Genomic DNA, 13,250 nt, shown 5'->3' on the forward strand with positions numbered 1-13,250 from the left:
GATGATAGCGGTTTCAGTCCCGGGTCAAGAAGCTTGGCTCGTAAATCGATGAATCAGATGAATATCTTCGGGTTCGCGCTCGAAGAGCAGCGGATCCGGCCTGATTGTGACTTTCGCGCCCTGTTTCATATAAAAATCGATTGTCCGCCGCGTGGGCGTCGCGGAAATATAAAAGCCTTCCGCTCCGGCTTCCTTAGCAACGGCCATGCTGCGCCGATAGAGTTCGCCTGCAAGGCCCAATCCCCGGACGGCTTTATCGACATGCATGAAACCGAGCTGATGTAGTTCTGGATAGAGGCCGACAGGACGCACATCCGTAACCGTGACAGCAACCAGAGCACCATCCGCTTCAGCACCGAGAAAGATGCCGCCGTGGTCGTAGCAGTCGAGCAGGATGGGCGTGTAGATTTCCGCTTCGCCTTCCGGCCAGCCGCGCACATCGTAGAACTGCGGTTCCAATACGAGCTGAGCTTCTTGCAAGCGATACATTTCCTCAATGATTTCGCTGCGGTCGATTTGCCAGATGTCCGTCACTTCGCTTCTTGCGAGCGGACGTATAGTGAAATCTGCGAGCTTCTTTGTCTGTACCATGAACGTTGCCCCGGAAGTTCAGTTCGCGGAACGAACTATCGTTTCATCCATGGATACTCAAGGGCAGATACTCAAAGGCAACAGCCCCGTAAGAGGGACTTTTTTCCAATTTGCCACATGAAACGTGCCATATTGCAAAAACCGGCGATAATTTTGACCACTATCGCGGCTACTCCTCGCCATTCGTCTCGGGTACTGCTCAGTACAGGTGCGAGGAATATTGAGGCGTGTGGGAGGCCAGAAGCCAACTTCAATCGGATTGACGGGACCTGAACGGCAATAGAGGGCTGAAAACCGCCCGAAAATTTGCAATTTTGCGTCAACTCTTCGATCTGCCCTTGCGGGAGCGGGGCCTGAGTTCTATCAGCATCATCAAAAATTAGAGCACACGGAAGGATCGGCAATCGCGATGCCGAAACCTCCCGAAGCCCGCCAGTTTCTTACATGGCGGTGAAATGACCGATGGAGCCAAGTTGAAAAACCATCACGATATCTGGGATATTGTCGACGCCAAGAGTGCCGCATATTTCGAACTGAGCGATACGGTTTGGGATAATCCGGAAACCAACTACGAAGAATACAGATCGAGCGATGCCCACGCGGCGATGCTGGAAGCCGAAGGGTTTCGCGTCGAACGCGGCATTGCTGGATTGCCGACGGCTGTAATGGGCGAAGCTGGCGAGGATGGGCCGGTCATTGCCATTCTTGGTGAGTTCGATGCCCTGCCGGGTTTGAGCCAGGTATCGGGACTGGCAGAAGAGAAGCCTGTCGAAGCAGGCGGTCACGGACATGGTTGCGGCCACAATCTGCTGGGTGCGGGATCGCTGCTCGCTGCTGCTGCCGTGAAGGATTATCTTGCCGCACAGGGCATCAAGGGACGCGTGCGTTATTATGGTTGCCCGGCGGAAGAGGGCGGTTCGGCAAAGGGATTCATGGTTCGCGAGGGACTGTTCGACGATGTCGATATCGCCTTCTGCTGGCATCCTGCGCCATTTGCGGGCGTAAACGATCCAGTCTCGCTCGCCTGCAATGAAATCATTTTTCACTTCAGCGGCCGTGCGGCCCACGCTTCGGCAGCACCGCATCTCGGACGGAGTGCGCTTGATGCGGTCGAGCTGATGAATGTCGGCGTGAACTATATGCGCGAGCATATGCCGTCGACTGCCCGCATTCATTATGCCGTGACCGATACAGGTGGTTTTGCGCCCAATGTCGTGCAGGCCAGGGCAACGGTCCGTTATCTCGTGCGCGCCCGCAGCCTGCCGGAAATGCAAACACTTCTGGAGCGCGTCAAGAAGATCGCCGAGGGCGCAGCGCTGATGACCGAAACCACGGTGCGCAGCGAGATCGTTAGCGGCGATGCCGATCTGATCGGGAACACACCGCTGGAACAACTGATGCAGATGCAGCTTGAGCGTCTGGGCCCTCCGGACTTTGACGATCAGGACCGCGAAACGGCAAGCCGCTTTCAGAAGACGCTTTCCAGGGAAGACATTTCCGATGCCTTCCGCCGCTTTGGTGTTGAGCCCAAGGGCGGCCTTTCGCTTTGCGAAGATATCTATACGCCTTATAAGGGCGACAACACCCTCGTCGGCTCGACCGATGTGGGCAGCGTGAGCTGGGTAGTGCCGACCGTGCAGATGCGCGGCGCGACCTGCGCAATCGGCACGCCGCTTCATTCGTGGCAGATGGTGGCTCAGGGCAAGCTGCCGGCAGCGCACAAGGGCATGGCGCATGCTGCAAAGATCATGGGCAGCACCGCCATCGAACTGTTCCGCGATCCGGCACAGATCGAGAAAGCAAAGCAGGATCACGAGAAACGGCTCGGCGGAGCCGTTTTCGTCAATCCGATTCCAGACAGCGTTCAACCCGCTCTGCCCGAAACCGCAAAATGATGCAGCGAACAGACAGATTCTGAAAATAGAAATGACATTCATTCCCCCAATTCCAACAAGGCCTGACGCATCATGAAGCAGATGGGCTTTCTCGATATTCTGAGTTTCGGTCCTGACGGCTGGGGCTATGTGCTGATGATGGGCGCACTGGTGAGCGTAGCCTTGGCGGTTCTGGGCTTCCTGCTCGGCGCGGCCATCGGGGTGTTCGCTGCCTGGGCGAAGATTTCCGGCGGACGCACGCTGCGCACCGTCGCTGACGGCTACACCACGATCATTCGCGGCATTCCCGATCTCCTCGTCATCTATCTGTTCTATTTCGGCGGCAGCGCCGCCGTTACCGCCATCGGCAAATATTTCGGTGCGGAAGGCTTCGTCGGCTTTCCCGGCTTTCTGGCAGGCGTGCTGGCAATCGGCATTTCCTGCGGTGCGCATCATACCGAAGTGTTCCGCGGTGCATACCGGGCCGTCTTCAAAGGCGAGATCGAAGCGGCAACCGCCTGCGGCATGGGCCGGATGCTGAAATTCCGCCGCATCATCGCCCCGCTCGCGCTGCGCCACGCATTGCCGGGCCTTGGCAATGTCTGGCAGGTTTCGCTGAAGGAATCCGCTTTGGTCTCGGTCGCCGGTGTGGTCGAGCTTCTGCGCCAAGCGCAGATCGGTGCGGGCTCGACTGGCCTGCCCTTCAACTTCTTCCTCATTGCCGGAGCGCTCTACCTGCTGATTTCGTCGGTTTCCGGCGGGCTTCTGCAATTGGCCGAGCGTCACTTCTCGCGCGGCGTCAGGAGGGCAAAATGAACCTTGAATTCTATTCCGATGCATTCTTCCAGATGCTGGGCGGCGTGCCGCTGACCCTGAAGCTTGCGGCATCCTCCATCGTGTTCGGCGCTTTCCTTGCCCTGCTCTTTGCCCTGATGCGCCTATCGGGCCTCACGGTGCTGGACTGGATTGCCCGCCTTTACGTCTTCGTGTTCCGTGGAACGCCGCTTCTGGTCCAGATATTCATCATCTATTACGGCCTCAGCCAGTTTCCGGCCATCCGCTATTCCTTCCTGTGGCCCATCCTGCGCGAGCCCTACTGGTGTGCGATCATCGCGCTGACCTTGAACAATGCGGCCTATGCCAGCGAGATCATCCGCGGCGGCCTGCTGTCGGTGCCGCATGGCCAGATCGAAGCGGCGAAAGCTTGCGGCATGTCGTCCTTCACCTGCTTCCGCCGCATCGTCATGCCGCTTGCCATCCGCCAGGCGCTGCCGGGTTATGGCAATGAGATGATCTCGATGATCAAGGCAACCTCGCTTGCATCGATCATCACGCTCATGGAAGTGACCGGCATCGCGGCAAAGCTGATCGCCGAGAGCTATCGGGCGATCGAAATCTTCGTGATCGCCGGTGCGATCTACCTTGCCATCAACTTCGTCCTGACCCGTGTGCTGATGTTTGCAGAATACAGGCTCACCCCTTATCTGCGCCAGCCCGTCGTCAAGCTCTCATCCGAAGGACAAACATCGTGAGCAAAATCGTCTCTCCCAATGCACCGGTGGCTCTGAAAGTCGAAAACCTGCGCAAGAGCTTTGGCGCCAATGAGGTACTGAAGGGCATTTCGCTTGAAGCGCGCGAAGGCGAGGTCATTTCGATCCTCGGTTCGTCCGGCTCCGGCAAGTCGACATTCCTGCGCTGCATCAATCTTCTCGAGACACCATCCTCGGGCACGGTGACGGTTTCGGGCGAAACCATCCGCATGGCGAAGAATGCGAAGGGCGAAGCCTATCCGACCGACAAGAAGCAGGTTTCGCGCATCCGTTCGGAACTGGGCATGGTGTTCCAGAGCTTCAATCTGTGGTCGCACAAGACCATTCTGGAAAACATCATCGAAGCGCCGATCTATGTGCAGGGGCGTCCGCGCGCGGAATGCGTGGCGGAAGCAGAGGCGCTGCTGGCAAAGGTCGGCATTGCCGACAAGCGTGACTTCTATCCGGCGCACCTTTCGGGCGGACAGCAGCAGCGCGCGGCGATTGCGCGCGGACTGGCGATGAAGCCGAAGGTTATGCTGTTCGATGAGCCGACCTCGGCCCTTGATCCGGAACTGGTCGGTGAAGTGCTGCGCGTCATGCGCGGCCTTGCCGAAGAAGGCCGCACCATGCTGGTCGTGACCCATGAAATGGGCTTCGCACGTGACGTCTCCAACCGCGTCGTGTTTTTCCATCAGGGCCTGGTGGAAGAAGACGGAAAGCCCGAAGACGTCTTCGCCAACTCAAAATCGGAACGCTTCCGTAAATTCATCAGCCACGAGAACGCTGCCTGATTATCGAAATTCTGTATTCCGGCGCCAGCCGGACAGAAACACCCGCAATAGGATAACTGTAATGAAGACCATCGGACTTTTCAAAGCCGTGTTCATTTCCGCTCTCGCTCTGACGAGCATTTCGGCCCATGCCGAGGAAAAGAAGTGGACGAAGATCACTATCGCTACGGAAGGCGCATTCCGTCCTTACAACTTCACCAAGCCCGATGGCTCGCTGGACGGCTATGAAGTCGAACTCTACAAGGATCTCTGCGCTCGCATGAAGGTCGAGTGCACACTGGTCGCACAGCCTTTTGACAGCATCATCCCGGCACTCAATGCCGGCAAATTCGATGCGATCATGGCCGGCCTCACGGCAACGCCAAAGCGCGAAGAAACCATCAGCTTCTCGATTTCCTACGGCCTGACGCCGCAGACCTTCGCAACGCTGAAGGACAGCCCTTACGCAAAGCTGCCGCACACCGGCGAGACCCTTTATCTGGCCAAGGACGAAGCGGCCGCACAGAAGGCAATTGACGAAGTATCTGCCGAAATCAAGGGCCGCACCGTCGGCGTCCAGTCCGCTTCGCTCGGTCTGTCGCTCCTCGACAAGTACTTCAAGGACAATATCGACATCCGTGAATACAAGACCACGGAACAGCATGACCTGGACCTGAAGTCGGGTCGTGTCGATCTCGTCGTGGCTTCGCTCGCTTATCTCACCGACGCTGCCAAGAAGCCGGGTAATGAAGACATCGTCATGACCGGCCCGTTCTTCAAGGGCGGCATTCTGGGCCGTGGCGTCGCCGTCGGCCTGCGCAAGGACGATACCGAACTGAAGAAGATGTTTGATGACGCCATTGAAGCCGCGAAGGCTGACGGCACGATCAAGCGTCTGTCGGAAAAGTGGTTCGGCTTCGACGTCACGCCATAACTTCTGAGTCACGCCTTATGTAAAGCGCCGCCTCCGGGCGGCGTTTTCATTTGCGCGCAAACCTTCACATCAAACCGGCGAGCGCCTATAAGTCCGCCAGACGTTTATTGAGAGCCAGAAACTTGCTGTGAGAATGTGATGGTAAAGATCGGTTTCGTGACTGTTTCCGACCGCGCAAGTCGCGGGGAATACGAAGATCAGAGCGGCCCGGCCATGGAAGCATGGCTGAAAAGCGCAGTCGTCACACCTTATGAATCAGTCCGCCGGGTCATTCCGGATGGTATGGAATCGGTCCGCGACACGCTTATCGATCTTTGCGACAACGAAGCCTGTGATCTCATCCTGACGACGGGAGGCACAGGACCGAGCCCGCGTGATGAAACGCCGGAAGCCATGCAGGCCGTCCTGCACAAGGAACTGCCGGGTTTTGGCGAATTGATGCGCCGGGTCAGCCTTGAACAGACCCCGACCGCCATCCTGTCCCGCCAGACGGCAGGCAGTCGCGGCAAGAGCTTCATTCTCAATCTTCCCGGCAAGCCTGCTTCCATCGCCATGACCTTGCAGGCGATTTTTCCGGCGGTGCCTTATTGTCTCGACCTCATCGGGGCGGGACGTATCGAGACCGATCCGGCCGTCGTGAAGGCGCATCGTCCGGGCTGAACCATTGCTGGCAACATTTGCGCGGCTATTAGAACGCGTCATAGTCCTGCTGTCGCGATGAAAATGCGCAACCCAGCTTTGCGCTTTTGCATGATTTCCTGACTTGCTTTTCCCTGAGCCCGGACTGAATAATAGGGAAAAAGAAGGGGAAGTAAGTGAAGCCATTCGACGAGATGCTCAACCATGGCGGGAATGTCCGCCAGCCTTACGAATTTCTCAAGCAATGGCTCGACCAACAGGACCCGCACAAACTTCTGCAGAAGAGCGACGATGCCGAAAGCGTGTTTCGCAAGACGGGCATCACCTTCGCCGTCTATGGCGACCAGGAGGCGGGCGAACGCCTTATTCCCTTCGACATCATTCCGCGCATCATTTCAGGGCAGGAATGGCGGCGTCTGTCGCAGGGCATCGAACAGCGCGTGATGGCGCTGAACGCTTTTCTCGATGACATCTACCATCGTCAGGAGATCGTCAGGGCAGGGCGCATTCCCAAAGAGCTGATTTCCAAAAATGAAGCCTTCCTGCCGGAAATGATCGGCTTCCGCCCGCCGGGGAACGTCTACACCCATATTATCGGCGTCGATATCGTGCGCACAGCCGAAAACCAGTTCTATGTACTGGAAGACAATGCCCGCACGCCATCGGGCGTTTCCTATATGCTGGAAAATCGCGAAACCATGATGCAGCTCTTTCCGGAGCTATTCCAGAACGTCAAGGTTCGCCCGGTCGAGAATTATCCGCAATTGCTGCGCCAGTCACTGGCAAGCGTTGCGCCTCCCGGCACGCAAGATGTTCCGACCGTCGCGGTGCTGACGCCAGGCATCTACAACTCCGCCTATTTTGAACATGCATTCCTTGCCGACCAGATGGGCGTCGAACTGGTCGAGGGAAGCGATCTGCGCGTTGTGGACGGACGTGTGGCGATGCGGACCACGCAAGGGTATCGCGCCATCGACGTGCTTTACCGGCGCGTGGATGATGCGTTTCTGGATCCGCTGACATTCAGGCCGGACTCGACGCTCGGCGTTGCCGGTATCATGGATGTCTACCGGGCCGGGAATATCACGATTGCCAACGCACCGGGAACTGGCATCGCCGACGACAAGGCGATCTATTCCTATATGCCGGAAATCGTGGAGTTCTATACGGGCCGCAAGGCCATTCTCGAAAACGTTCCGACATGGCGCTGTTCCGAACCGGACAGCCTTGCTTATGTGTTCGACAACCTTGCCGAGCTTGTGGTCAAGGAAGTCCATGGCTCTGGCGGCTATGGAATGCTGGTCGGACCCGCTTCGACAAAGGCCGAACGCGACGTTTTCGCCGAGAAATTGAAAGCAAGGCCGCGCAACTATATCGCGCAACCCACACTGGCGCTTTCAACCACGCCCATCTTCACCAAGAGCGGGCTTGCACCGCGCCACGTCGATCTGCGCCCCTTCGTTCTGGTTTCAGACCGCATCCGCATAACGCCGGGCGGACTTACGCGTGTGGCGTTGAAGGAGGGATCGCTTGTCGTGAATTCCAGTCAGGGCGGCGGCACCAAGGATACGTGGGTACTCGACGACTGAAACAATTGGATTGACGTGCTGCAACTGACGGCAAGATCAGGGCGCGAAGAGGGGAATGATTTATGCTTCTTGGCCGTACGGCAAACGGACTTTACTGGATGTTCCGCTATATAGAGCGGGCCGAAAACATGGCGCGCCTTGTCGATGCGGGTCTTCGCATGGCACTGACGAAAACTTCAGATGCACCCGAAGAATGGTCATCGGTGGCGGTTTCGGCAGGCGCAAGTCAGGGTTTTTCGGCGAAATACGATGTCTATAACGCCGCCAATGTCGCCGATTTCCTGCTGCGCGATGCGGATAATCCGTCGAGCGTGATGACATGCTTTGAGACCGCGCGCTCCAATGCCCGCATGGTGCGCACGGCACTGACACGGGAAGCGTGGGAGAGCGTCAACGAAGCATGGATGTCGCTGAAAAAGTCGCTCTGCAAGCCGTTGAAGGAAAGCGACCTTCCGCAACTCCTCGACCAGATAAAGCGCGAAACGGCACTTATTCGCGGCTCTTTCCACGGCACGATGCTGCGCAATGAAATCTTCGATTTTGCAAGCCTCGGCACGTTCATCGAACGCGCGGACAATACGGCCCGCATTCTCGATGTGAAATATTATGTTCTGCTGCCTGCGATTTCCTATGTCGGCACCACGCTCGACAATTACCAATGGGAGTCCATTCTCCGCTCGGTGTCCGCGCATCGTTCCTACCGTTGGGTCTATGATGGTGACTATCGTCCGGCACAGGTCGCGGACTATCTTATCTTGAACGGTCGCATGCCGCGTTCGCTTCATTATTGCTATCGCAGCATCGCAGAACATCTCGACTACCTGTCGAAAGATTATGACAATCGCGCCGCCTGTCACGAGACAGCGGACAAAATCTATGCAAGCCTGCAAAATCAGGACATATCTGCGATCTTCGATATGGGCCTGCATGAATTCCTGACCGAGTTCATCACCCGCAACAACCGGCTCGGCAACGAGATCGCTGAAACCTATAATTTCTATTGAGGTCTTCGCTTGCTGCTCAATATCCGGCACGTTTCGCATTATCGCTACGACCACCCGGTTCCCTATGCGGTGCAGAGGGTGCGGCTGCGTCCGCCGACGGTGCCGGGTCAGGTCGTGAAACACTGGGAACTGAAAATTGAAGGCGGCGAGCCGGAGGTTTCCTATATCGACGGTTTTGGCAACAAGACCGATCTGGTCCAGCACGCCCGCAATGTCAGCGAGATCGTCATAACGGCAAGCGGTAGCATCGATGTGGAGGACAGGGTCGGTGTGCTCGGGCCCGTATATGGCTTTGCACCGCTCTGGCTTTTCGAGCGTGAGACACCGCTGACGATGCCGGGCGAGCGGATCAAGGCGCTGGCTGGCGACCTCCCGACAGGGCAGGAACGGCTTGCCCTGATGCACGATCTGATGAACGCCATACACAAGGCAGTTGCCTATATGCCGGGAACGACGAGCGTTTCCACGGATGCCGAACATGCACTGAACGCCGGCAAGGGCGTTTGTCAGGATCACACCCATATCTTTCTTTCGACGGCCCGGCTTATCGGCGTTCCCGCCCGATATGTATCGGGATATCTGATGATGGAAGGCGTCGAGGAACAGACCGCAAGCCATGCCTGGGCCGAAGCTCATATCGACGGCCTTGGATGGGTGGGGTTCGATGCCGCCAACAATATCTGTCCGAATGACCGTTATGTGCGGATTGCAACCGGGCTGGACTATCGCGACGCTGCGCCGATCTCGGGCGTCCGGCTCGGCGGTGCTGCGGAAAGTCTTGCGGTTCACATCAATGTAGGGCAGTGATCCCTCTGAATAGCCAGTTGCCTGCCGGATATTGCTTATGACCTATTGCGTTGGAATGAAAATCGATCGTGGCCTTGTGTTCATGTCCGATACGCGGACGAATGCCGGGCTCGACAATATCTCCGTTTTCTCGAAGATGCGAAGCTGGTCCAAGCCCGGTGAACGTGTGATCGTTCTGCTTTCAGCTGGCAATCTCGCGACTACCCAGGCGGTGGCAAGTCTTCTGGAAGAACGCATGAAGGCTCCTGCGGACCGGCACCCGTCGGTCTTTGATGCGCCCTCCATGTTCCAGGTCGCACGTCTTGTCGGCGATACGGTCAAGGAAGTCATCCAGAACTCCGCCACCGGCGGGCAGAACGCCGATGCATTTGGCGCCTCGTTCATTCTCGGCGGGCAGATCAAGGGCGGCCAGCCGCGCCTTTTCTATATCTACCCGGAAGGCAATTTCATCGAGAGTTCCGCAGACACGCCTTTCTTCCAGATTGGGGAAAACAAGTACGGTAAACCCATCCTCGTCCGCGCCTATCAGGAGCAGATGAGTTTCGAGGAGGCGGTGAAGCTGCTGCTCGTCTCGTTCGACTCCACGCTGAAAGCCAATCTTTCGGTGGGACTTCCGCTCGACATGCAGATTTACGAAGCCGACAGTTTCGCGCATGGCGCGCGCAAACGGTTCGAGGCTACCGATCCTTATTATCAGACAGTATCGGAAAGCTGGTCGGAAGCGCTGAAATCGGCGCTGGAGCAATTGCCGCCCTTCAGCTTCGAGGACGGGAAATAAGAAGGCCGGGCAAAGCGCCCGGCCTTTTCGCATCGCGTCAGTCCTTCGTTACGGTCTGGACATAGTTGGCGTCGGCAACCATGTTGAAATCGTGCACATTCGGAGCCGTCACAGCTGTTTCGATCTGCTGATAGATGATCGCGAACGGGCTGGTTTCCTGAAACTTCTTCTGGAGGTCGTGATACATCTCCTCACGCTTGGCCGTATCGCGCTCTTCAGCGGCAGCCATGGTTTCCGCCGTCAACTCCGGAATATCCCAATGGGCCTGCCAAGCGCTCGTGCGCATTGAGACGTCTTCGCCATTGTTGGGATTGTTGGTGAAGGTCACTGCATTGGTGTGCGGATCCCAATAATCCGGCCCCCAGATGCCAAGCGCCATCTGATGCTTGCGTGCGCGAACCTTGGTGGTCGTCAGCCGGCCGTCTCCCTGCAGGATTTCCACCTGAACGCCCGCCTTGCCCATGGTCTGCTGGATGCTTTCCGCGATGCCGACAAATGGCTGCGTGTTGCGCACGTCGAGTGTCACCTTGAAGCCGTCCTTGAGACCTGCATCTGCAAGCAGCTCCTTGGCTTTTTCGACATCATAGGAGAACGGCTTGTCACCGACAGCGCCGAACATGCCGAGAGGCAGGAAGGACTGATGCGTGCGGCCGATACCGTTGATGAGTTTCGCTTCGATCGTATCGTAATCGATCAGGTATTTGAGGGCCTGCCGGACTTCCGGCTTTGCAAGTTCCGGCACATTCTGGTTGGCCACCAGATAATAGACGCGGCCCTTTGGTGCGTTGAGGACGTGATACTTCTGGTTCTTGCTCAGCTCTTCAATGTCGCCGGGTTCCAGATTGCGCGCAATGTCGATATCGCCCGCCTCAAGGAGCAGGCGCTGTGAAACCCCCTCCTTCACATGGCGATAGATGACACGTTTCATCGCCGGTTTTGCATCGGCATAGTTTTCGTTGCGCTCGAGAAGCAGCACTTCATTGGCACGCCATTGCTTGAGCGCCAAGGGACCGGAACCGGCATAGTTGTTCTTCAGCCATTCGTAACCGAAGTCGGTGTCGTAGGGATAATCCTTGGTCTTTTCCGCTTTCTGCTCATGTTCCTTCACCAGCTTGCTGTCGACAATCGACGCCACGCTGGAGGTGAGACAGTTCAGGACGAAACTTGGCGCAAATGCCTTGCCCGTAGTGAAAACAAGCGTTTCGTCATCGGTCGCGACGATGTTCTGATCGGCGTTTTCGCGGGTGAGGCCAAACTGGCTCAGAATGAACGCCGGGCTCTTGTCCAGCTTGATGGCGCGCTGCAGCGAATAGGCGGCGTCCTGCGCGGTCAGCGGATTGCCGGAGGCGAATTTCAGCCCCTTGCGGATTTTGAACGTAATCGACTTGCCATCGTCGGAGAAGGTCCAGCTTTCGGCAATCTGTGGGACGATTTTGGTCGGGTCCTTGGTATCGGTCGTGATGAGCCGCTCATAGGTGCTGGTCAGGATTTCGGATGTGGTGATCTCGAAGATCTCAGCCGGGTCGAGTGAAATGACATCATCGATGCTCATCGCTATGACGAGCGTGTCGGCCGGTGTTGCGGCTTCCACCGCTTTTGGCGACGCTGACAGAAACAGAGTGATCGCGAGCGCAGCCGGCATGGATGCGCGCAGCAGCTTTCGTGCAACGCCCCGCTTGTTGTGGGTTGCCTTCGAGATATGAGCAAATGGCGGTATTACGGTTGTCATGCAACTTCCCCCTTCGGACCGCGCAATCTGCACATGTCGTGCAATTGCGGCCCGTTCTGATGAAGCTTCACGAGCTTGTCGCTTGGTTGCGACTCTCTTGAAGCATCCCCATTACATCCAGCTTTTGGAGAGGGGACAACGGCCTGATGAAATATTTTACCGCCGGAAAGAAAAAGCCGGAGGAAACTCCTCCGGCCCGGTCGTTTTCGATACAATGAACGATTAGAAGAAAACCTTGAAACGGTCGCCGTCGTCCATGAAAGCCTTTTCGCCGAAAGGCTGTTCGTTTGAGCCGAACGGCATCTGGGCGCGGAGTTTCCACGAGGCAGGAATGTCCCAGGTCTGGGCAACTTCCTGATCGATCAGCGGGTTGTAGTGCTGGAGGCTGGCGCCAATATTTGCATTGGCGAGCGCGGTCCATACCGAATGCTGTGCCATGCCGCCGGACTGTTCGGACCAGACCGGGAAGTTGTCGGCATAAAGCGGGAAGTTTTCCTGAAGCCCCTTAACAACGCTCTGGTCTTCATAGAACAGAACCGTACCGGCACCGGCAGCGAAGCTGTCGACCTTGGCTTCCGTCTGCGCGAAAGCGTCGGCCGGAACGATCTGGCGGAGCGTTTCCTTCACGATGTTCCACAGTTTGTCGCTCTCGGCGCCAAACAGGATCACGGCACGCGAGCTCTGTGAGTTGAAGGAGGAAGGGGTGTGCTTGACCGCTTCGCGGATCAGCTCGGCGACGTCTTCGTTCGACAGCGGAAGGGACTTGCCCAGAGCATACTGCGTACGGCGCTTCTTGATGGAATTCAGCAGGGAATTATTCATGACTGGGTCCTGTGTTTCAGCGGTCCGGCAGGCTGTCCGGCTTGGGTTTTTCGAGGCAACCTGCTGGGATAATGTTGGGCTAGATATTGTTATTCGGGCGGTTGAGGCCAGCCCGTGTTTCTGAAACACACTGTCAACGATACGTGGCTGGTTTCTCCTGACTGTTTACTTTCCCGCCATG

The 13,250-nt window shown here is 57.1% G+C and carries 13 protein-coding genes; 10 read left to right on the forward strand and 3 right to left on the reverse strand.

What is annotated here, in order from left to right:
* Positions 1-24 precede the first annotated feature (24 nt).
* A complete protein-coding gene (locus tag OINT_RS15310; protein WP_006468782.1) occupies positions 25-591 on the reverse strand; it encodes a GNAT family N-acetyltransferase in 567 nt (188 codons plus the stop codon).
* 455 nt (positions 592-1,046) lie between these two features.
* Here OINT_RS15310 and OINT_RS15315 point away from each other — a divergent pair, with 455 nt between their 5' ends.
* The 10 genes from OINT_RS15315 to OINT_RS15360 all read left to right on the forward strand — a co-directional run bounded on the left by OINT_RS15315 (position 1,047) and on the right by OINT_RS15360 (position 10,518).
* Positions 1,047-2,486 (forward strand): M20 family metallopeptidase, encoded by a 1,440-nt coding sequence (locus OINT_RS15315; RefSeq protein ID WP_006468783.1) that lies wholly within the window; start codon positions 1,047-1,049, stop codon positions 2,484-2,486.
* A 72-nt stretch (positions 2,487-2,558) separates the two neighbouring features.
* Complete coding sequence (locus OINT_RS15320) at positions 2,559-3,281, forward strand: ABC transporter permease (RefSeq protein WP_006468784.1); 723 nt, start codon at positions 2,559-2,561, stop codon at positions 3,279-3,281.
* Positions 3,278-3,997 (forward strand): ABC transporter permease, encoded by a 720-nt coding sequence (locus OINT_RS15325; protein ID WP_006468785.1) that lies wholly within the window; start codon positions 3,278-3,280, stop codon positions 3,995-3,997. Before OINT_RS15320 ends, OINT_RS15325 begins: the two co-directional genes overlap by 4 nt.
* Positions 3,994-4,788 (forward strand): ABC transporter ATP-binding protein, encoded by a 795-nt coding sequence (locus tag OINT_RS15330; protein ID WP_006468786.1) that lies wholly within the window; start codon positions 3,994-3,996, stop codon positions 4,786-4,788. Before OINT_RS15325 ends, OINT_RS15330 begins: the two co-directional genes overlap by 4 nt.
* A gap of 61 nt (positions 4,789-4,849) precedes the next feature.
* On the forward strand, positions 4,850-5,701 hold the full coding sequence (locus tag OINT_RS15335) for a transporter substrate-binding domain-containing protein (protein WP_006468787.1): 852 nt from the start codon (positions 4,850-4,852) through the stop codon (positions 5,699-5,701).
* A gap of 138 nt (positions 5,702-5,839) precedes the next feature.
* Entirely contained in the window at positions 5,840-6,361 is a 522-nt protein-coding gene (gene mog / locus OINT_RS15340) for a molybdopterin adenylyltransferase (protein ID WP_006471292.1), read from the forward strand.
* 155 nt (positions 6,362-6,516) lie between these two features.
* A complete protein-coding gene (locus OINT_RS15345; RefSeq protein ID WP_006471294.1) occupies positions 6,517-7,929 on the forward strand; it encodes a circularly permuted type 2 ATP-grasp protein in 1,413 nt (470 codons plus the stop codon).
* 62 nt (positions 7,930-7,991) lie between these two features.
* On the forward strand, positions 7,992-8,933 hold the full coding sequence (locus OINT_RS15350) for an alpha-E domain-containing protein (protein WP_006468791.1): 942 nt from the start codon (positions 7,992-7,994) through the stop codon (positions 8,931-8,933).
* Between the two features lie 9 nt (positions 8,934-8,942).
* Positions 8,943-9,740 (forward strand): transglutaminase family protein, encoded by a 798-nt coding sequence (locus tag OINT_RS15355; protein WP_006468792.1) that lies wholly within the window; start codon positions 8,943-8,945, stop codon positions 9,738-9,740.
* A gap of 37 nt (positions 9,741-9,777) precedes the next feature.
* Complete coding sequence (locus tag OINT_RS15360) at positions 9,778-10,518, forward strand: proteasome-type protease (protein ID WP_006471297.1); 741 nt, start codon at positions 9,778-9,780, stop codon at positions 10,516-10,518.
* A gap of 37 nt (positions 10,519-10,555) precedes the next feature.
* Here the strand turns inward: OINT_RS15360 and OINT_RS15365 are convergent, their stop codons facing one another.
* Positions 10,556-12,247 (reverse strand): ABC transporter substrate-binding protein, encoded by a 1,692-nt coding sequence (locus OINT_RS15365; RefSeq protein ID WP_006471299.1) that lies wholly within the window; start codon positions 12,245-12,247, stop codon positions 10,556-10,558.
* A gap of 222 nt (positions 12,248-12,469) precedes the next feature.
* Entirely contained in the window at positions 12,470-13,069 is a 600-nt protein-coding gene (locus OINT_RS15370; protein WP_006471301.1) for a nitroreductase family protein, read from the reverse strand.
* Between the last annotated feature and the right edge of the window lie 181 nt (positions 13,070-13,250).

This window comes from Brucella intermedia LMG 3301 (genome assembly GCF_000182645.1).
Taxonomy (GTDB): Bacteria; Pseudomonadota; Alphaproteobacteria; order Rhizobiales; family Rhizobiaceae; genus Brucella; species Brucella intermedia.

Bases quoted from the DNA above. Each gene is read 5' to 3' on its own strand.
- OINT_RS15310 (WP_006468782.1), bottom strand. From the start codon at position 591: ATGGTACAGACAAAGAAGCTCGCAGATTTCACTATACGTCCGCTCGCA.
- OINT_RS15315 (WP_006468783.1), top strand. From the start codon at position 1,047: ATGACCGATGGAGCCAAGTTGAAAAACCATCACGATATCTGGGATATT.
- OINT_RS15320 (WP_006468784.1), top strand. From the start codon at position 2,559: ATGAAGCAGATGGGCTTTCTCGATATTCTGAGTTTCGGTCCTGACGGC.
- OINT_RS15325 (WP_006468785.1), top strand. From the start codon at position 3,278: ATGAACCTTGAATTCTATTCCGATGCATTCTTCCAGATGCTGGGCGGC.
- OINT_RS15335 (WP_006468787.1), top strand. From the start codon at position 4,850: ATGAAGACCATCGGACTTTTCAAAGCCGTGTTCATTTCCGCTCTCGCT.
- mog (WP_006471292.1), top strand. From the start codon at position 5,840: ATGGTAAAGATCGGTTTCGTGACTGTTTCCGACCGCGCAAGTCGCGGG.
- OINT_RS15350 (WP_006468791.1), top strand. From the start codon at position 7,992: ATGCTTCTTGGCCGTACGGCAAACGGACTTTACTGGATGTTCCGCTAT.
- OINT_RS15360 (WP_006471297.1), top strand. From the start codon at position 9,778: ATGACCTATTGCGTTGGAATGAAAATCGATCGTGGCCTTGTGTTCATG.
- OINT_RS15365 (WP_006471299.1), bottom strand. From the start codon at position 12,247: ATGACAACCGTAATACCGCCATTTGCTCATATCTCGAAGGCAACCCAC.
- OINT_RS15370 (WP_006471301.1), bottom strand. From the start codon at position 13,069: ATGAATAATTCCCTGCTGAATTCCATCAAGAAGCGCCGTACGCAGTAT.